We start from the raw sequence: 19,617 nt of genomic DNA, 5'->3' as shown, positions 1-19,617 counted from the left end.
TCGGCGCAGAGCGACAGCCTACCTCTGACTGCCGCCAATCTTTGCAACAGAGCCGCTGGACGTGTTGAAAGAGGCTGCTCTGGACACGGGATTGATGGATGCTTTCGAAACGTCGGCCTCGCGGGTTACCCTGTCGAAAGCAGCCTTGGCTCAGCGTCTTTTGCTGTGTCTCTATGGCTTGGGCACGAACGCCGGGCTCAAGCGGGTCGCTGGCGCAACACCCGATGTCAGTTACGAGGAATTGCTGCATGTCCATCGCCGTTTCATCCACGCGCCAGCGCTGAGGGAGGCGTGCGCGCGGGTAGCAAACGCGACACTGGCAATCCGCAATGCCGCAGTATGGGGAGATGCGGGCACGGCATGCGCGTCCGATTCAACGAAGTTCGGCGCGTGGGACCGCAACCTGATGACGGAATGGCACGCCCGCTATGGCGGCCGTGGCGTCATGATCTACTGGCATGTGGAGAAGCGCGCGACCTGCGTTTATTCCCAGCTCAAGCGGTGCTCTTCCTCGGAGGTCGCCTCCATGATCGAAGGCGTGCTACGCCATTGCACCGACATGGAAATCCAGCGCCAGTACGTCGATAGCCACGGCCAGAGCGCAGTCGGCTTTGCGTTCTGCCGACTCCTTGGATTTGAGCTTGCCCCGCGGCTGAAAGCAGTGGCACGCCAGAAACTGGCCCTTCCCCAAGCCGGCATGCGCACGCGGCTTTCCAATTTACTGCCGATCCTCTCCAGCCCGATCGACTGGGACGAGATCGAGCAACAATATGACGAAATGGTCAAATATGCCGCTGCCATGCAATCGCGCACCGCCGATCCGGAAGCGATCCTGCTCCGGTTTGCCAGAGCCGAAGTGATGCACCCGACCTACAAGGCGCTGAGTGAACTCGGCCGCGCGGTCAAAACAATCTTCCTATGCCGGTATTTGCGTCAGGAGGCATTCCGCCGCGAGATCCACGAAGGGCTGAATGTGGTTGAGAACTGGAACGGCGCTAATGGTTTCGTGTTCTTCGGCAAGGGCGGCGAGATCGCCACCAACCGCATCCATGAGCAGGAAATCTCCGTTCTGGCGCTACACCTCCTGCAAGCGTCGCTGGTGTATGTGAACACCCGCATGCTTCAGACCGTACTGGTTGAGCCGAAGTGGGCGGGGCGGATGACGCCGGAAGATTATCGTGGTCTCACGCCGTTGATCTACAGTCATGTGAACCCTTATGGCCGCTTCGACCTCGACCTGAACGACCGGATTGATTTTGGACGGCTTGCAGCGTGAGGCGGCTGATCGGCCTATAACATTTGGGTACACCCCAGAGTGATAGGGCCGAGTGACACCATTCGTCTGTCACAAAAGGGTGGGTTTGCGCTCAATGTGACGATACACTGCAAGAGCCACCCTAATGTGACGGATTTTGCACTTGGCTCGTATCGGATATGCCCGCGTCAGCACCACGGACCAGGATCTGGATATCCAGATTGGCCGCCTCAAGAATGCAGGTTGCGAAATTATCCGTTCCGAGACCGGATCGGGGGCCTCGCGGAGCGGGCGCACGGAACTGGAAACGATCATGCAGTTTATGCACACCGGCGACGAGCTGGTCGTGCTGCGGCTCGACCGGCTCGGCCGCTCCACGCGCGATGTCCTGAACCTGGTGCATGAGCTTGATGAAAAGGGAGCTTCGCTGCGCATCCTTGAGCCAGAGGTGACGACGGCGGGCGACATGGGGCGAATGGTCATCACCATACTCGGCATGGTCGCCGATATGGAGCTGAAGTTCATCAAGGATCGTCAGCGCGCCGGGATCGAAGCGGCGCGCGCCGAAGGCGTTTACAAAGGCCGGAAGAAGAACGTCGATGACGATGAAATCCGCCGTCGCCTTGCCGCCGGCGCCAGCAAGGCCCGCGTTGCCCGCGACCTGAAGGTCTCACGAATGACCGTCTATCGGGCGCTCGACATTATTCCGTCACAGACCAAACTGCCGGAAAAGCCGCCCACTGCCAGCATCGCCCTGCATCTGATTATCGAGAACTTCAACAAGCGTGGAAGAGGTAGAAAACCCGCTCGGGAGCGGATTGAGGCGATGCTGGAACGCGACTACGCCATGGTAAAAAACGGCAATTGTGATTACAAACTGACCGTCGCCTATGACCCCGATCCGGATGGCATTTCCCTTGATGAGGAAATCCAAAGCCTCCTCTCCGAGATGTTCAACATCGCAGAGAGCTACAATTGCTCCATGGAAGCCGATATCTACGAGGTCGGTGGTCAGCAACGGTCCTGGTAGAATCAATCAAGCGTTCAGTGTTCGTTCTTCAACCTGGCCAAAATCGCAGCTTCGGGCCGACTGGGCCTTATAAAGAACGGTCAAATCTGCTTATGTGATAAGTGCAATTATCACATGTTCGTTCACCAACCACCTGAGTAGTTGTGCAGTGTTTTGGCATTCACTACACATCCGGCATGGAGCGCTTCCATCCCCTCGCCGCCGACACCGACGTCCCACCCGAGGAGCTCGCCCTCGCGCAAGGCGAATGCGCGCTGGCGCTCGGCCGGCTCGACGGGCTCCTCGCCAGCCTCACCGATATCGAAAAACGGCTGTTCTGCGTAGGGCTGCTGCGGGAGGTGTTGCTTTCATCCCTGGCGCAAGCGGGATTTGCGGACGCCGAACACCGGTTCAACGCCTGGTTCGCCGGGCTCGACCGCGGCCCCCAAGAGACACCCCTCACCGGCTGCTCCGCCTATGCCGTGGTCCGCGCCCTGCTCGGCGAACTCAGCCGTCATCCGTGGGAACCGCTCGCCGATGCCGCGCAGACCATCGCTCTGGCCGCTCGCTTCGGGGCCGACCGCCCGATGCAAGCCGAAGACGCGCTGGCGGAGGAAGCGATCGGCAGGGCGATCACGCTAATGAAACAGGCCGGCGCGGATGACGAGACCCCCCTGCCCTTCGCGGGTCTGGCCCGCCTGCACGCGCTGCTGCGCGCCGATCCGCGGTTCGCGCCGCTGGAGCGCGCGGTGCAAATCCGTTCGTTTGGGAACCGCGCGGTGGCGATCGAGCAGGCCGCCACGCGCACCCCGCTCTGGGCGGTCGATGCCGCGCTGGGGCGGCTGCTGACCGCGTCCGGCGCGTGGGCCCGCGCCCTCCCCTGCCCCGGCGCGGTGACGGCGCAAACGCTGCAGCCGCAGCTCTGGCCGGGCGAACGCGCCATGCTGGCGGCCCGCAGCCTCCAGCGCAGCGTGACCCGGCTTGCCGAGCTGGTCGCGCAAGCGCGGCGGCGCGCGGTGCTGATGCGCGAGCAGTTGGGGCACCTGCGCTCGAGCGCGCGGGCACCGCAGGTGTGGATCCTGCTCGCTGGTTTTGCGCCACTCGGGCTCGATCAGATCACCTGGGCGTTCGGGATCAGTCGGCGCGGCACCTATGCGATCGGCGACGCCCTTGTGGCGGCGCGCATGGCACGGCGGGAGACGGTCAAGGGGAAGGCCCTGCTGGTCGTCGAAGAACCGGGAAGGGATGGGCAGCCGGCGTCTTTGGACCAGGCTACCGCCCTCCCCCATGCGGCTCTTGCCGAGTTCGACGCGGCGATGGGTGAGATCGACCGGCTGCTCGCCGGCAGTTCTGGCCATCCCTGACGCGGCATCGCGCGCATTCGGCGTGTATGAAAACTGATCTCTTCTTGACGTTATGTACAGATATCATACATAGACAGAGAAAGAAGGAGATGGCCAATGGCCACAACTGCCCATTCCGGCGTCCCCGCCAAAGCGCCCAGCCGCAAGGATCTGAGCGGTCCGGCGCTGCGCACCTTTTTCCGCATTGCCGACGCCTGGGACCTCAAGGAAGCCGAGCAGATGAAGCTTCTCGGGCTCGACAGCCGCTCGACCTTCCAGACCTGGAAGCGCGGCGCGGTCGCGGCGATTCCCAAGGATGCGCTGGAGCGCATCTCCTATGTCATGGGGATCTACAAGGGGCTGAAGATGCTCCTGCCCCGTACCGCCAACGAATGGGTACGCAAACCCAATGAGGCGCCGCTGTTCGCCGGACGCCCGGCGATCGAGCGGATGGCCTCGGGCAATGTCGCCGATCTCTACGTGGTGCGTCAATATATCGACGCGCAGCGCGGCTGATGGATGCCATTGCGACGACGCAAGTGCGGTGGCAACCGTGCTACCGGATCGTCGCAAGCCGGTTCCCGCCCATATCGCTGTTTGAGGATGTCGCGGATCCGGCCGACCTGGAAGCGGTCTATGCGATCGAGGCGATGACCAACGACCGGCTTCGCGACGAGGTCGGGGACCTCGCCCTCGTCCCACCGGAGGACCGCGTATCGGGACCCGGAACATCGGCGATCATGGCAGCGTTCACCCACCTAAATCCCGATGGCAGCCGGTTCTGTGACGGCAGTTTCGGGCTGTTCTACGCTGCCAGCACCATCGAGACTGCGGTTGCCGAGACGCGCCATCACCGAACCCGCTTCATGGCGTACACCCACGAACCGGCGCAGGAACTCGACATGCGCGTCTACGCGGTCGACCTGGACGCCATGCTCCACGATATTCGCGGCCTGCGCGATGAACGCCCTGCCCTCTACGCCCCGGACAGCTATGCCGCCGGCCAGGCGCTTGGCCGGCACCTGCGTGAGCAAGGTTCGGATGGCATCGTGTACCAAAGCGTGCGCGACGCCGACGGCGAGTGCGCCGCGGTGTTCCGCCCTCGCCTACTCGCCAACAGCCGACAGGAGCGGCACCTGTGCTACGTTTGGGATGGCCGGGCGATTGTCACCGTCTACGAGAAGAAGACATTCGCCTAAAGGTCCTGCGGACAAGCTAACCTTTCGGCCTTGAGTGACGCCTGTCAGGAATAGACCCCGGCAGCCATACGATCGAGATCTTCCATGACGATATCGATATCGCCATTCGCAACCAATTCCGCGGCCGTTTTCCCAACTCCAGAAATGGGTTGATGCTTGAACCAGATAACCGCCTTGCCTTCTTCGCCTGCAAGTTCTGCCGCTCGCGTTATAACTCGGGCTATTTCCTCCAGTTTAATCTGCACGGTCGGGGCGGAGGGATACAGAGTCATGGCCTTAGGATCCAGGCGAGCAACGCGAGCCAAATGCGCCATGGAGAAGCGCAGGCGCTCCGCCAGACGACGGGGCGAGATGATCTCATTCTCGCGAATGTCATCCTGGAAGGCTGCAGTCATAGGGCAGTCCATATTCAACATGTGAAGACAAAACTCTCACGTCTCAGAACCGCTGAAGATTGTCCTAGCTCCAATGCTGATCGAGCAGCGCTTTCAACGCGGCCTCCGCTTCAGCCCGCGTACCACCGGCATGCGGGAGCAAGGTAAGTTTGAGACCCTTACGATCCACCGCCTCCACTTTCAGCAATGGTTTCCCCCCTTCGGACACGATCGTTTCCGGCTTTCCTGACTTCTTGGGGGATCCTGACCTCTTGGGGGGATCGGCGGCCAGAGCGAGCGCGCGTATGATATCGGGGACCGGCATCGGTGCTGCGCGATCGGACTGCACCTGAGCGAGACGTCCCGCCTCGGCGAACACACGCTGCCGCCGATCCTCCGGTTTCAAGAGAGGCTTGATCGCGGTGACATGCTTGATCCTGAGATCCTGCGGAAGGGCGAAGGCCGCCATCAGTTCCGCCGGCAGCCGGGCAAGGTCGAGATAGCGGCTGAGCCAGCTTTCCGTGACATTGATCCGCTCGGCCATCACCTTCTGGCGCCCCTCATAATAGGCGTCGAGCGCGCGCAGATAGTCGCGCGCGCGCTCCAGATCGGTGAGATCGTCGCGCGCCCGATTCTCGAGGTCAGCGAGACGGAAGGCCTCCTCGTCGGTAAGGCTACGGATATCGACGAGAAAGCGGAAATCCGGATAGTTGTGGGCGCGCAGCCAACTGATCGTCCAATGCCGGCGCGCGCCGCAAATCACCTCGAAATCGAAGGCAGGATCGTCCTTCACGCGGCGAACGATGGCGGGCATTTCTTGCTTGCCCTGCGCCTTGATGCTCTCGATGAGGTCGGCGCACCGCTCCTCATTGAGGAGCGCATATTCGCGGTTATGCCCCGCCCACATTCGGCAGCGCGCGGGATCGACAAGCTCATGGGTGCGCGAGACGACGCTGCCCGTCGCCAATTCGGCAAGCCGGCTTTCCCGGCCCGCCAGCACGCTCGCACCGATGCCAGGGCGCCGCGCCGCTGGGGCTTGCGCCCCCGGGTCGATTCCGGCGACCAGATCAGCCGCGAAGTTGGCGTTCTTCTTGCTCATCATCCACCCCTTCTACCCGGAATTGCACCGGTGCAATTTTGCTCGCATCAGGCGAGTCCCTCCTTGCGAAGCCGCGTCAAATGGCTCGGCCACATCGACCGAATGTCGACCTCAATTTCACTGTTCACGCCATCAAGATAGGCAAGGCAGCGGTTGCGCACCGTCGAACTGGTGACCGGGCCGTCCAGCTCGTAGACGGTCATCAGCCGCGCCGTTGCATTGTCGATTTCGGCCGAATCCTTGAGCGGCGTACGGACGATCGCGTGACCGAAAAGGGTCCGCATCAGGTTCAGCAGTTCCTTCTGCATCGACTTATTCTCATCGACCTTGGACGCCACAAAGCGCAGGAACTGCAGCGACGGCGCCAAGCCGCGATCGGCCAGCGTCTCTATGGTCTCATCGAGCATGGCGAGGAAGGCCGCCGTCGACGAGAAGTCCATCACCGTCGGCGGAACCGGCACCACCAGCGCATTGGCCGCGCGCAGCACCGAAAGCGAGATCGCGCCGAGCGCCGGAGGCGGATCGAGAACCACCACATCGAACCGATCGGCAATGCTCGCGATGCCTTGCGCCATGCGGTCGATCAGGTTCCCCTGCCCCCGCGCCATGCGCGCTGCGATTTCATATTCCGACTGGAACAGCCGCAGATTGGCCGGAACAAGCTCGAGGCCGTCGAAGTGGGTCTTGCGCAGGGCATAGTCGAGCGACTCCATGTCGTCGTGCCGCAGGAATGGATAGAGCGTGTCCTCCTCGGTCAGGTCGAGGTCGGGCACATAGCCGAATAGCGTGGTTGCCGACGCTTGGCTGTCGCAATCGATGAGAGCCACCCGGTAGCCCTTGATCGCGAGATATTGGGCCAGGTGCACCGAAAGAGTCGATTTCCCCACCCCGCCCTTGAAGTTCTGCACCGCGATAACGCAGCAGGGATCGGTTGCGGCCCGCCAGGGCCGGGTGCCGAACAGTCCGCGCATGTCGTTGAGCTGCGCCAGGGTATAGCCGACACGCCGATTATTCTCGGTTCGCGGAGGCGGCGGCAAGCGGCCGTCCTTCTCGGCCTCGCGAATGGCCGCCGCGGTTCGGCCGACCAGTTCCGCGGCCTTGCCAATCGGGAACGTCGGCTCGCGCCGCTCGTCCGCCCGGGCACTCCGCGCGGAGTCGCGGAGCCGCTCGAGGACAGAGCTGGTCCGTTGTGCGAGCGTCGAGACGGACAGCAGGTCCTGCGTGCCCTCAATGTCGAGTGATGCAGCCAAGAGAGGCCCCCTTGCGAAACTAGAGGGGGCATAGCTCAATTTGCACTTTTAGGTCAATCGAAGGCTGATTTTCGCAAGTCGGCCCAGCCCGAAGGGCGAAACTTGCCCAATCTGCGCCGCAGACCTTTTGCGCCCCCTCGCAACCTGACCCCTTGGGGGCAGTTCACCCCGAAATTGCACCGGTGCAATTTCGGCTCAGGGGCGCCCGCGTCGTGCCAGGAAACTCTCGCAGAAGCCGGTCCAGGATGCGATCAGCTTGGCGCCCTTGAGCTTCGCCAGCCTTTCGCCCATCTGCGCGCGATAGGCATCGGCAATGAGATCGATGTCCCAACCGCCGCCAGCCGAACGGCCGATGGCCGCGAGCGTGTCCGAGCCAAAGCGGATCGTGCCGTTCGGGAAGGTGACCTCCCCTGCCCCAGCCTTATCCTTTGACACCAAGGCCGCCACCGCCGCCTGTGTGACAGCCTCGACGGCAACGGTCTCCACCTCGTCCTCGCGCCGCGCCTTTCTGCCCGCAGAGTGCCGACCGATCTCATCCACGGTCGCGATTTGGGCCGGAGCATCCTTGGGCTCAAAGCGGAATTCGATTTCGGTGACAGTTCTGCCCTGGCGGATCTCCCGCCACTCCACGCGAAAATGGGCGAGCTGGTCGATTTCGGCCTTCGCCTTTTCGAGAACTTTGCGGCGCAGCTGCGCGAAATCCTTGTAGACGTCCGGCGCGATGCCGAGCAGCGCACGCAGCGCCGTCATGTCGCCCTTCCAGAGCGACTGGCGCCTATGCAGCCTCAGCGCCCCGATCTCGTACAGCTTGAGCGCATAGGTTGATCGGAAGCCGAGCACCGCCTGGCGGTTCAGGACCGCATAGGTCTCCGATTCCTGGATCAGCTTTCGGGCTTCGGGCGTGAACTCCCACTCGATCCACCCAGCGTCCGCGCCCTCTTCGTCTTCCGCTTCTTCGCGCGACGACGAGATAAGCGAAAAGCGCAGCGTCGCCTTCTTGCCGCGCCAGGACTTGTCGTCGACCGCGAAAAGCGTGCGGTGCAATTCCTCAAGCATATCCGAGATGCGCTCATTGCCCTTGTGGCCGCGGCGAATGTCCGCCTTTCGCATCTTGTGCGGGCGGTCCTCCCAGGCATCACCGCCCGCGGTCAAAATCATCAGCGCAAGCAAACGCGAAGCAGTCAGGCTAAGCGACTGGCCTTTGACGAACTTGACCTCGACGATGCTGCCGGGCTTGGCGAACTCGTCACCGCCCTTTGCCTGCAGGGCGGCAGCCACCCGCATCGCCCGTCCCGGAGAAGCGTCATCGCCGGTGGGGGAGGGCGTTACAGCGTGATCTAGGGCTTGCTCGTCATCCATGCCATGAAGTCTGCGCCGATTCGTCCAGCGTGGGAGAAAATCTGCCTGACCTGTCCTTACGCGTCAAGTCAGGGCAGGATAGACACCGGATTCGGCCCCCAAGAGGTCAGGATGGAACTTCGCTCCGAAGCAGCAAACCATGAGGAAGTGCGGCGAGTCGCGTTTCCAAGCGCCCGGACCCGCGCAAACGGCAGCGCGGACGCCGAAGAAAGTCCCTGACGAACGCTATGGCGAGCGAATCACTCCAGCAGGAAGCTGTCCCCCATACGGTCAGGAAGGCCCCAGCAGGTCAGGTTGCATCCCCCGATCGGTCAGGGAAGCGCCCCCGGAAGGGCAGGCAAAATCCCCCGTCCGGTCAGGATAAGCTTGCTCAAACCCGCAGAAATGCTGTGCTTTCGGCCTCCTGAATCTGAATCCTTTTGAATCGGAAAAGCTTCCGCTGCGAGCAGCGGCGTTTTGATTCTTTTTATTTTGAGAAAGAGATCGGCGTCGCGCCTGATGCAATCGTTCAATCCCCCCGCCTGGAGGGATACGCGAAGTTAGCCGCCTACGATAGGCTGCCGGCCAAATGACCTTGCGCATGGAGGGTGCATGATCAACTTCGCCAAGTTCGAGATCATCGGCCGGATCGGGGAAATCGACGCGCGGCCGAAAGTCACCCTGCTGTCGGTCTGCGCGAATTATCGCCGCAAGGGTGACGATAACGAATGGCAGGAAGACAGCCACTGGAACCGCGTGAGCGTCTTCAGCGAAGGCCAGCGAAAACATATCGCCGACCGGGCTCAAGTCGGGGATCTCGTGCGCATAGCCGGACGGCTCAAGGACAACTCCTATGAACGCGACGGCGCGACGCACTACACAACCGATCGCATCGTCGAGGAATTCGGGATCCTGGCACCCAAAGGCATGCCGGGGTGAAATATCGGGGAGGGGAGGGCGCAATCAGCAGCGGCGCTCCACCACTTCCGAGGATTAGTCGATGCCCATAGCTGCTCCCCATCGCGCCAAAGCCATTGTCGAAGCCCTGGGTGGGATCTGGCGCGGTACGCGCGGCGAATGCCGGTGCCCGGCACATAACGATCATGGTCCCAGCCTGTCGGTACGCCTGGGCGAGCGGGCGATCCTGTTCCACTGCTTTGCCGGCTGCGACACGCGCGATGTTCTGGCTGCTTTGCGCCGGCGCAAACTTCACGATGCGGAGCCGCTCACAATGCCGCGCCCGAAGGCGGCCGCGGACCATCGCGCTCTTGCACTTCGCCTATGGAAGGCGAGCCAGCCCATCGCCGGATCTCCAGCGGCCGATTATCTGGCGGCGCGCGGTCTGCCGCCTCCCTATCCGCGTTGCCTGCGCTACAACCCGCGCACCATCGTCGGGGCCGGTGAGCGCCGCCGGTTCTTTCCGGCGATGATCGCCGCGGTCGAGAATGATCTGGGGGTTGTCGCCGTCCAGCGGACCTGCCTCGATCTCGCCGACATCCTGCACAAACCCATGCCAAAGCCGAAGATTGCCCTTGGCCTTCTCGGCGACGCGGCCATTCGTCTGGCGCCGGCCGGCGAGGAGCTTGGCCTTGCCGAAGGCATCGAGGACGCCCTTTCAGCAATGGCCTGGTTCGGAACGCCCACCTGGGCGCTGGGCGGGGTCGAACGCCTTGGGCTTGTCGCCATCCCCGAACGGGTCAAGCGTATCATCGTCTATGGCGATCGCGGTGCCGCCGCTGCCGCCATGCTCAAAAAAGCCCGCCCCCATCTCACAGCCAATGGACGCGAACTGGTGCTCCGGCTGCCGGAACGGCACGCGGACTGGAATGATGCTTGGCGTGTCCGCCGGGCCGCCGAGGCGGCCTGAAAGGGGAGGGAGCCTTCCGGCTGATGACCTGGCGCTGATGCCAGGTGTCAGACCTGGAGATGCCCCATGGCCACACACCCCCTCGCGCTCACGCTGCCGCTCGATGATCCCGCCCGTACCGCTGCTCAAGGCATAGCCGACCGGCTGTCCGAAGGATGTCCGGTTGCACGTAACGACCTCCTTGCCGAAATGACCTCCGCTTTCGGTGGCTCGAGCGCCGATGGCCTGTGGTCATTGCGCGACGCCTACGATGTGCTCGAACTCGCGCAGGTCCTCCATCTGAAGAACGCGACGCTCCCGGCAGATGCGAATGCGCGGCTCGCCCAGCTGATCGCTATGACGGCGGCGCTTCCCACGCAAAGCGTGCGTAGCGAAACGCAGATCGCGTTCCAGCAATTCTCGACACCGGCGCCGATCGGCTTCCTTGCCGCCAAGGCAGCCGCGATCACGGCACACGATATCGTGCTCGAGCCCTCGGCCGGGACCGGCCTCCTGGCCGTACACGCCCATCTCGCCGGCGCGCGCCTCCTTCTCAATGATATCGATGCCTGGCGCACGCGTTTGCTGCGTCACGCCTTTCCCGAAGGCAGGCTGAGCACGCATGATGGCGAACTGATCGACGATATGCTCGATCCGCAACTGGTGCCGAGCGTCGTGCTCCTCAATCCGCCCTTCTCGCGAAGCCAGGGGCGCGCGCGCGATCGCCATGCCGCGCTTCGCCATTTGCGCTCCGCGCTGTTGCGGCTTGCTCCAGGCGGGCGCTGCGCCGTTATTCTCCCCGACCGCATCGAGACGGAGGACGCGGATTGGCTGCACGCCACTGCGGGCGCGCATGCCCGGCTGCATCTCGACCTGCCGCCCGATGCCTATGCCAAGCACGGCACCGGCCAGGCAGTCCAGCTCATACTCCTCGAAAAGGACGGGGCAGGGGGCTCGGTCCCGCGCCAGACCTGCACGACGCTCGGCGCTGCGCTTGCGGCCATCGATGCGATGGCGACCCCATGCGCGCCGCAGCCGCAGCCGATCTCCCGCCCCAGCGGATTGTTCCGGGGCCTCACGCGGCGGACCCGCCCCGTCTGCTCGCGTGCGGCGGTGACCCTGCCCACGACCCGCGCGGTCGCCTATCACCGTCTCGACGCGCCCGCACCCGCGGGCGAACCGCAAGGGATTTACCTGCCCTATCGGCCGAGCCGTCTGCTGATTGCCGATGCTCGTGAGCACCCAAGCGCGCTGGTCGAATCGCAGGCAATGGGATCGATTGCCGCACCCCCGGTCGCTTATGAACCCGTGCTGCCGGCCAGGATCCTGGACGACGGCCTGCTCTCGGACGCGCAGCTCGAAACGCTGATCTACGCTGGCGCGGCGTTCGAGCGCGATCTTCCCGGGCGGTTCATATCCAGCGAGGAGGGTCTTTCGCTGTCGCCGGCAGAGGCCGGTAACGCCTATCGGACCGGCTTTTTCCTTGGCGATGGCACGGGCGCCGGCAAGGGGCGGCAGGTGGCAGGCGTCATCCTCGACCAGTGGTTGCGTGGCAACCGCCGCCACCTCTGGATATCCAAGAGCGAGACGCTGGTCGAAGACGCTCGCCGGGACTGGTCGGCGCTTGGCGGCTTGCCGCTCGACATCCAGCATCTCAACCAGTGGAAGCTCGGCACCCCGATCGCGCTGGGCGATGGGATCCTCTTCCTGACCTATGCCACCCTGCGCTCCAACCGCGGCGACAGGGGCACGCGGCTGCGCCAGCTGATCGAATGGATGGGTGAGGATTTCAGCGGCGTCATCGTTTTCGACGAGGCGCATGAAATGGCCGGGGTGGCCGGCGGCGAGGGCCGGTTCGGCGCCACGAAAGGGTCCGAGCAGGGCATTGCCGGCGTCCGCCTGCAAAATCTCGCTCCGCGCGCCCGGATTCTCTACGCCTCGGCGACGGGCGCCTCGGATGTCAACAATCTTGCCTATGCGACACGCCTCGGATTGTGGGGACCGCAGACGGCCTTCGCCGACCGGCGGGCCTTCGTGGAATCCCTGCGCCGAGGCGGCATCGCGGCGATGGAGTTGATCGCCCGCGACCTCAAAGCGCAGGGCCTCTATGCCGCGCGGGCGCTCAGCTTCGCCGGCGTCGAATATGACATCCTCGAGCATCGGCTCAGCGAAGAACAGATCGCCGTCTACAATGCCTATGCCGATGCCTGGGCGATCATTCACAACAATCTGCAGGCCGCGCTCGCCGCCACGCGCGTCACCGACGGCTTCAGCGGTGCCACCTATAATAGCGGCGCGAAGGCCGCGGCATTGTCGATCTTCGAATCGACCAAGCAACGCTTCTTCGGCCAGATCCTGCTGTCGATGAAGCTGCCCTCGCTGATCCCGGCGATCGCCGCCGATCTCGCGCGCGGCGACTGCGCCGTCGTCCAGCTCGTGTCGACCTCGGAAGCGATGCTCGATCGTGCCCTTGCCGACCTGTCCCCCGAGGAGCGCGCCTGGCTCGATATCGAGCTGTCCCCGCGCGAATTCCTGGTCGATTATCTGACCGCGGCCTTTCCCGTGCGCCAGATGCGCACCTATACCGACGATAGCGGCACGGTGCGCTCGGAACCGATGATCGACGAGGCCGGGCAGCCCGTGCTGTGCCGGGAAGCGATGGCCATGCGCGACCAGCTCCTCGAGCAACTCTGTGCGCTGCCGGTCGTCGGCTCGGCGCTCGATCACATAATCGGGCATTTCGGGACGGAGGCTGTGGCCGAGGTGACGGGCCGCAGCCGGCGGATCGTCGTCGATGCCGACGGCCGTCAGCGGATCGAACGGCGCAGCGCGCGCACGAACCTCGCGGAGACCGACATCTTCATGCGCGGCGAAAAGCGCATCCTGATCTTCTCCGACGCCGGCGGCACGGGGCGGAGTTACCACGCCAGCCTCGACGCGCCCAATCAGAGCCGCCGCATTCACTATCTCCTCGAGCCCGGTTGGCGCGCGGACGCGGCGATCCAGGGGCTGGGCCGCACGCACCGCACCCACCAAGCCTGCCCGCCCTTGTTTCGGCCCGTTTCCACCGATTGCCGTGGCGAACGGCGGTTCATCTCGACCATCGCCCGGCGCCTCGACAGCCTGGGCGCGCTGACCCGTGGCCAACGCCAGACCGGCGGGCAGGGACTTTTCGACCCCCGCGACAATCTGGAGTCCGACTTCGCGCGGGAATCGCTCGACCAGTGGTTTCGCCTGCTGTTCCAGGCAAAACTCCAATCGGTCCACTTCGATCAGTTCCAGGCGCTCACCGGTTTGAACCTGGCCGGGGAGGGCGGGGGGCTCACCGAGACCTTGCCCACGATCCAGCGGTGGTTGAACCGCATCCTGGCGCTGCGCATCGACCTGCAGAACGCGATCTTCGACGAATATCTCGGCTTGATCGAAGCACGGGTGGAAAAGGCACGCGAGGCCGGCACCCTCGATCTTGGCGTCGAAACGATCGCGGCCGACCGTATTTCGATCCTCGACCGGACGGTGATCCGGCGCGATCCCGTGAGCGGCGCCGAAACCGAGATCCTGCGTATCGAAACCGAGGAGCGATATCGGCCGCTGACCCTGGAGCGAGCGCATTGGCTTCTGGCCGACCCGGAAGCGCGCGGGTTGATCAACCCGCGTTCCGGCAAGGCCGCCATTTGCCGGCCGACCTTCTCGCTGACGGACGAAGAGGGGCGGACCGTGCGCCGCTATGAGCTGGTGCGGCCGACGCGCACCGAACGGCACCGGCAGGACCTCTTCGCCGAAACCCATTGGACCGACGTGGACCGGGCGAGCTTCGACGAAGCCTGGCAGGCCGAATGCGACGCAATGGCGGCGCAGACGCGCACGCAGATCATCTATCTGGTCACTGGCCTGCTGCTTCCGGTGTGGGGCAAGCTGCCCGACGATCATGTCCAGGTCTGGCGGCTGACGAGCGATGACGGCCAGTCGCTTCTCGGGCGTCTTATTCCGGCGCCGCTGGTTGAGCGGATTGCCAGCGCATTCGGCATCGCGGCCCATGTCGAGATCGACCTCGGCGCGCGGGTCGAGCACGTCCGCACCTCGGGCGAGATCATGCCGATCGGAGCGCTGCGGCTGAAGCGCGCCTTGGTCGCCGGCGATCAACGCCTCGAATTGCTGGACTGGAAGCCCGAGGCGCTGCCGCATCTCAAGGCGGCGGGCTGCTTCACCGAGATCATCCAGCACCGCACGCGGCTGTTCGTTCCCCCGAGCCGCGCCCTCGAGATCCTCGCCAGGATCACGGACTGACCCGCGGCCGCGCCAAGCGACCGAAGAGAGGGGAGGGGGCCTTCGGCCGGGTGGGCCTGAGTGGCTCAAGCCGGCCGACGAGGTCGGCGCAACCCTCGAAGGAGACAACCGATGATCCAGTCCGTGAAGGTCAAGAACCTCTCGCTCTCGAAGGACAATGTCCGCAAATCCAATCGCGATGCCGACCTCGACAGCCTCGCCGACAATATCGCCGCGCATGGCCTGTTGCAGAATCTCGTGGTCACGCCGCTCAAGAAGGCAGGACATTTCACCGTCAAGGCGGGTGGCCGCCGCTTGCGGGCGCTCCAGCGGCTGATCGATTCAGGTCGGCTTGCCGGGGACCATGAGGTTCAGGTGCTGGTGCTCGAGGATGATGCTGGATCGGCCGAAGCGAGCCTTGCCGAGAATTTCCACCGCGTCGCGATGAACCCGGCGGATGAGTGCTCGGCTTTCAAGCACTTCCTCGACAAGGGCGCGAGTGCCGAGGATGTGGCGAAACGTTTCGGCGTCACGACCCGCTTCGTTGAGCAGCGGGTACGGCTTGCCGAACTGGCTCCTCTCGTATTCGCGGCGCTGGCGGCGGGCGAGATCACGCTGGGGGTCGCCCAGGCTTATGCCGTCACGCCCGACGTCGATCGCCAGGCGCGCGTGTTCGAGAGCATGAGCCGGTCCTATTATGGCGACAATCCCGACAATATCCGCCGTGCGCTCCTCAACGGAACGGTCAAGGCGACCGACGCCAAGGCACGGTTCGTCGGCCGCGAGGCCTATGTCGGCGCGGGCGGCCGGATCGAGCGCGACCTGTTCGGTGAAGATGTGGACGAGAGCTGGATCGACGTGGAGCTCATCGAGCAGCTGGCCGCCCAGAAGCTTGAAGCGGCCGCGGAAGCGCTCGCTGCCGAACAGAAGCTGGCGTTCGTGACGCCGGTTCTCGCGACGCATGTGCCCTATGATACGGAGTGCCAGCTCCACGAATATCATCCGCCGCTGCGCGAATTGAGCGGGGACGAGCAGGAGCGCGTCGATAGTCTCTCGGATGAGGGCGACGCGCTCATCCGCGAACTTGAGACCGAACTCGAGGACGGCACGCCCGAGGCCGAGGCGGCTTCGGCGCGTCTCGCCGACATCGAGCGGGAACTCGATACGATCGAGGCGTCGCGCACGATGGTCGATGATGCGATCAAGGACCAGCTGGGCACCTTCATCTATCTGGCGCCCGATGGCAGTCCGCGGGTGCACAGCCGCATGTTCAGCGAGCGCGCCATCCGGCAGGCGGGCGAGGATGCAGAACCCGAAGCACCGTCCGGCAAGGTCGCGGCCTCCCGGCTCAGCGCGACGCTGGTTGACGAACTCGCGACCCAGCGCCGGCAGATCCTGGCAGCCCATGTCGCCTCGGATGCCGGGTTCGCGCTCGATCTCACGATATTCCTGATGGCGCACCGGACGGTGTTCGCCAGCAGCTATGTCCGGGACCACGCGACGTTGCAGGCCGCCGCCGCGAGCTTCCCGATCGTCAGCTTCCGCGATGAAGGTAGCGCGGCGAGCAATGTCCTGACCGAACAGCGCCAGGCGCTCGATGTGAGCTGGGCAGGCGGGAACACGCTGTCGTCCCGCTTCGATGCCTTCCGGCAACTGGATGAACAGGCGCGCGCCGATTGGCTCGCCCATGTCATGGCGCAGACGCTGGAGCCGACACTCAACGTCGACGATGGCGGGCGCCGCAACGGCTTCCACGATCATCTCGGACGGCTGCTCGACATTGATGTCGCGCAATGGTGGCGGCCCGATGCCCAGAACTTTTTCGGGCGGGTGAAGAAGGACGTCATGCTCGAAGCGCTCGACGAGATCGGCGGGCCGGTGCTGCGCGGCCGATACAAGGACGCCAAGAAGGGTGACCTTGCCAATGCCTGCGCTGCGCTCTGTTCGGGGCAGGGCATCGTCGAGGCCGAAGTCCGGGAAAAGGCGCTCTCCTGGCTGCCCGACGAGATGCGGTTCGGCGCGATCGAAAAGCCCGAAAGCTTCCGGAGCTATTCCGCTTTCCTCAGCGATGAAGACGACAGCGACGGCGGGGCAGGGGAGATCGCCCCCGATGGCGATGCTGGCGACTTCGAACAGGCCGCCTGAGGCGAACGCCTAACGGCGGGCGGCGCTTTCGTGTCGCCCGCCGCCCTTCATCGGCGGCGCTGAGACAGCCGCTCTTTCGCGGAGTATCCACCATGACCCAATCATCGGGCCGGCCCTCGCCGGCCGAGACCATCACGCGCGCCATCATCGACCGGCTCGAGGCCGGTGTGCGTCCCTGGGTACGGCCCTGGCGATCATGCGCCGCGCAAGGGCGCCCGCTGCGCGCCAATGGCGAGCCCTATCGCGGCATGAACACCTTTTGGCTATGGCTGGCCGCCGAGCAGTGCGGCTATCGGTCCCGCTACTGGATGACCTATCGGCAAGCACAAAGCCTCGGCGGGCAGGTCCGTGCCGGTGAGCAGTCGCAATTTGCGATCTTCTACAAAGCCTATTCGAAGAAGGTCGATTCCTACGAACGTCCGGGTGAGCTCGTCGATGAGCAGCGCCGGGTCATGCGGTCCTATGCGGTCTTCAATGCCGATCAGATCGATACACTGCCGGGCGATTTCTATCCCGAAGCCCTCTCCCTCGTCCCGCCGGGCGACCGGCTCGGTCCGCGGGCGGAGCGCTTCGTCGATCGGCTGCCCGCGCGGCTGCGATGCGGCGGCGATCGTGCTTATTATGATCTGCGCGCGGACGTCATCACCATGCCGCCGGTCGAGCAATTCGACACGCGCGCCGCCTGGGCAGCCACCATTGCGCATGAGGCCGGCCACTGGACAGGCCATCCAGCCCGGCTTGCCCGATCGTTCGGGAAGCGCTTCGGCGATCAGGCATATGCGTTCGAGGAGTTGGTCGCCGAACTGACAGCAGCGCTGGTTGGCGCCGATGTGGGTCTCCCAACCACCCATCTCGACGACCACGCGGCTTATATCGGATCCTGGCTCGCCATTTTGCGCAAGGATAATCGCGCATTGCTGACGGCGGCTGCGCGAGCCGAGGAAGCCGCCGGGTTTCTGCTGCGGGCAACCGATCTCGCTTGCGAGGATGATCTGGACGAGCAGGCGGCTGCTTGATCTCGCCATGTCGCCGATTGCACTATATCCATATATCCGCTATCGTGGATATATGGATAACGAATCTGTCATCGTCGCGTTGGGCGCGCTTGCCCAAGCCACGCGCCTCGACGCCTTCCGCCTTCTGGTGCGTCACGAACCCGAAGGCCTTCCCGCCGGCGAGGTCGCCAAGGCGCTGGATGTCCCGCAGAACACGATGTCGGTGCATTTGGCGACCCTGGCGCGTGCCGGCCTGGTCACATCCGAGCGGCGCAGCCGGATCATCAACTACCGCGCCGATCTCGATGCGCTACGCTCCGTGATGCTGTTCCTCGTCAAGGACTGCTGTGGTGGCCGGGCCGAGCTCTGCCATCCACTTGCGGATGAACTGCTTGCCTGTCGTGCTGCCTGAAAGGACATCAACATGACGGATCGCCTGTTGAACGTACTGTTTCTTTGCACGGGCAATTCCGCCCGTTCCATCATGGCCGAGGCGATCCTCAGCCGTGAGGGGCTAGGCCGTTTCAAATCGTTCAGCGCCGGCAGCCAGCCCAAGGGCGAGGTCCATCCGTTCACCATTCATCTCTTGGAGAAGCTGAACTACGACGCAAGCCGGTTCCGCTCGAAGAGCTGGGAAGAGTTTTCCGGCCCCGATGCGCCGTCCTTGGATTTCGTGTTCACCGTTTGCGACAATGCCGCCAATGAGCTTTGCCCGGTTTGGCCGGGGCAGCCGCTGACCGCCAATTGGGGGGTGCCCGATCCGGCCGCTATCGAGGACAGCGAAACGGTGCAGCACGCGGCCTTCTTCGATACTTACAGGATGCTGTTCAATCGCATCTCGCTGTTCACCAACCTGCCGTTCGAAGGCCTCGACAAGATGAGTCTACAGAACCGGCTGAACCGGATCGGCAAGGAACAGGGCCGCGCCGACCTCCCAAGCGAAAAGGCACCCAGCGCATGAGCAATGCCGCAATCGATATCGTCATCTATCACAATCCCGAGTGTGGGACGTCGCGCAACACGCTGGCGATGATCCGCAACGCCGGGATCGAGCCGCATGTGATCGAATATCTCAAGACGCCGCCCAACCGCCCGCGCCTGGTTTCGCTCATCGCCCGCATGGGCATCAGCGCACGCCAGTTGCTCCGCGAGAAGGGCACGCCCTTCGCCGAGCTGGGTCTTGCCGATCCGACGCTCAGCGATGACCAGCTCATTGATGCGATGATCGAACATCCGATCCTCATCAACCGGCCAATCGTTGTGTCGCCGCTCGGCGTGAAACTCTGCCGTCCATCGGAAGAGGTGCTCGATCTTCTCCCGTCCGCCCAGCGCGGGGCTTTCACCAAGGAAGATGGCGAGCAGGTCATCGACGCCGCCGGCAAGAGGATCGGGGCGTGAACGCGACCGTTGCGGCACGACCCAAGCCGGCGATCAACAGCTTCGAAGGCTCTGTTGCAAAGATTGGCGGCAGTCAGAGGTAGGCTGTCGCTCTGCGCCG

General features: G+C 64.0%; 17 protein-coding genes and 1 pseudogene. 13 read left to right on the top strand and 5 right to left on the bottom strand.

Annotated elements, in window-relative coordinates; all coding sequences use genetic code 11:
• Positions 1-49: 49 nt before the first annotated feature.
• The 5 genes and pseudogenes from SPHS8_RS19345 to SPHS8_RS19325 all read left to right on the top strand — a co-directional run.
• Positions 50-1,276: pseudogene (locus SPHS8_RS19345) on the top strand (transposase); the annotation flags it as partial.
• Positions 1,277-1,412: 136 nt separating this feature from the next.
• On the top strand, positions 1,413-2,285 hold the full coding sequence (locus tag SPHS8_RS19340) for a recombinase family protein (RefSeq protein WP_011950394.1): 873 nt from the start codon (positions 1,413-1,415) through the stop codon (positions 2,283-2,285).
• A 176-nt stretch (positions 2,286-2,461) separates the two neighbouring features.
• Positions 2,462-3,628 (top strand): hypothetical protein, encoded by a 1,167-nt coding sequence (locus SPHS8_RS19335; protein ID WP_007686500.1) that lies wholly within the window; start codon positions 2,462-2,464, stop codon positions 3,626-3,628.
• 96 nt (positions 3,629-3,724) lie between these two features.
• On the top strand, positions 3,725-4,123 hold the full coding sequence (locus SPHS8_RS19330) for an MbcA/ParS/Xre antitoxin family protein (RefSeq protein WP_007686501.1): 399 nt from the start codon (positions 3,725-3,727) through the stop codon (positions 4,121-4,123).
• Positions 4,123-4,806: an RES family NAD+ phosphorylase gene (locus SPHS8_RS19325; protein ID WP_013041559.1), complete on the top strand. Its 684-nt coding sequence runs from the start codon at positions 4,123-4,125 to the stop codon at positions 4,804-4,806. Before SPHS8_RS19330 ends, SPHS8_RS19325 begins: the two co-directional genes overlap by 1 nt.
• Positions 4,807-4,850: 44 nt before the next feature.
• Here SPHS8_RS19325 and SPHS8_RS19320 read toward each other — a convergent pair whose 3' ends face one another.
• From SPHS8_RS19320 to SPHS8_RS19300, 5 genes are all read right to left on the bottom strand, one after another.
• The gene (locus SPHS8_RS19320) at positions 4,851-5,201 is read right to left on the bottom strand and encodes a hypothetical protein (protein ID WP_007688086.1); all 351 of its coding nucleotides are present in this window, start codon (positions 5,199-5,201) and stop codon (positions 4,851-4,853) included.
• Positions 5,202-5,265: 64 nt separating this feature from the next.
• Positions 5,266-6,279, bottom strand: coding sequence for a ParB/RepB/Spo0J family partition protein (locus tag SPHS8_RS19315; protein WP_013849890.1), 1,014 nt, complete (start codon positions 6,277-6,279; stop codon positions 5,266-5,268).
• A gap of 47 nt (positions 6,280-6,326) precedes the next feature.
• Positions 6,327-7,529: an AAA family ATPase gene (locus SPHS8_RS19310; RefSeq protein ID WP_007688084.1), complete on the bottom strand. Its 1,203-nt coding sequence runs from the start codon at positions 7,527-7,529 to the stop codon at positions 6,327-6,329.
• A 195-nt stretch (positions 7,530-7,724) separates the two neighbouring features.
• On the bottom strand, positions 7,725-8,813 hold the full coding sequence (locus SPHS8_RS19305) for a replication initiation protein (RefSeq protein WP_007688083.1): 1,089 nt from the start codon (positions 8,811-8,813) through the stop codon (positions 7,725-7,727).
• A 386-nt stretch (positions 8,814-9,199) separates the two neighbouring features.
• Positions 9,200-9,400 carry a hypothetical protein gene (locus tag SPHS8_RS19300; protein ID WP_013041755.1) on the bottom strand — a complete coding sequence of 67 codons (201 nt, stop codon included), beginning with the start codon at positions 9,398-9,400 and terminating at the stop codon, positions 9,200-9,202.
• A gap of 79 nt (positions 9,401-9,479) precedes the next feature.
• Here SPHS8_RS19300 and SPHS8_RS19295 point away from each other — a divergent pair, with 79 nt between their 5' ends.
• The 8 genes from SPHS8_RS19295 (at position 9,480) to arsC (ending at position 19,517) form a co-directional block, all read left to right on the top strand.
• Positions 9,480-9,806 carry a single-stranded DNA-binding protein gene (locus SPHS8_RS19295; RefSeq protein ID WP_007688082.1) on the top strand — a complete coding sequence of 109 codons (327 nt, stop codon included), beginning with the start codon at positions 9,480-9,482 and terminating at the stop codon, positions 9,804-9,806.
• Positions 9,807-9,867: 61 nt separating this feature from the next.
• Positions 9,868-10,734: a DUF7146 domain-containing protein gene (locus SPHS8_RS19290; RefSeq protein WP_007688081.1), complete on the top strand. Its 867-nt coding sequence runs from the start codon at positions 9,868-9,870 to the stop codon at positions 10,732-10,734.
• Positions 10,735-10,800: 66 nt separating this feature from the next.
• Positions 10,801-15,000, top strand: coding sequence for a strawberry notch-like NTP hydrolase domain-containing protein (locus tag SPHS8_RS19285; RefSeq protein WP_013041753.1), 4,200 nt, complete (start codon positions 10,801-10,803; stop codon positions 14,998-15,000).
• Positions 15,001-15,111: 111 nt separating this feature from the next.
• Positions 15,112-17,124: a ParB/RepB/Spo0J family partition protein gene (locus SPHS8_RS19280; protein ID WP_007688079.1), complete on the top strand. Its 2,013-nt coding sequence runs from the start codon at positions 15,112-15,114 to the stop codon at positions 17,122-17,124.
• A gap of 92 nt (positions 17,125-17,216) precedes the next feature.
• Positions 17,217-18,140 (top strand): ArdC family protein, encoded by a 924-nt coding sequence (locus SPHS8_RS19275; RefSeq protein ID WP_007688077.1) that lies wholly within the window; start codon positions 17,217-17,219, stop codon positions 18,138-18,140.
• 52 nt (positions 18,141-18,192) lie between these two features.
• A complete protein-coding gene (locus SPHS8_RS19270) occupies positions 18,193-18,531 on the top strand; it encodes an ArsR/SmtB family transcription factor (protein WP_013849891.1) in 339 nt (112 codons plus the stop codon).
• Between the two features lie 12 nt (positions 18,532-18,543).
• Complete coding sequence (locus tag SPHS8_RS19265) at positions 18,544-19,080, top strand: arsenate reductase ArsC (RefSeq protein ID WP_007688074.1); 537 nt, start codon at positions 18,544-18,546, stop codon at positions 19,078-19,080.
• Positions 19,077-19,517: an arsenate reductase (glutaredoxin) gene (gene arsC / locus SPHS8_RS19260; protein WP_007688073.1), complete on the top strand. Its 441-nt coding sequence runs from the start codon at positions 19,077-19,079 to the stop codon at positions 19,515-19,517. Before SPHS8_RS19265 ends, arsC begins: the two co-directional genes overlap by 4 nt.
• The last annotated feature ends 100 nt before the right edge of the window (positions 19,518-19,617 follow it).

The organism is Sphingobium sp. S6, assembly GCF_905120495.1.
GTDB classification, from domain to species: domain Bacteria; phylum Pseudomonadota; class Alphaproteobacteria; order Sphingomonadales; family Sphingomonadaceae; genus Sphingobium; species Sphingobium agri.
This window is presented reverse-complemented; position numbering and strand designations above follow the sequence as displayed.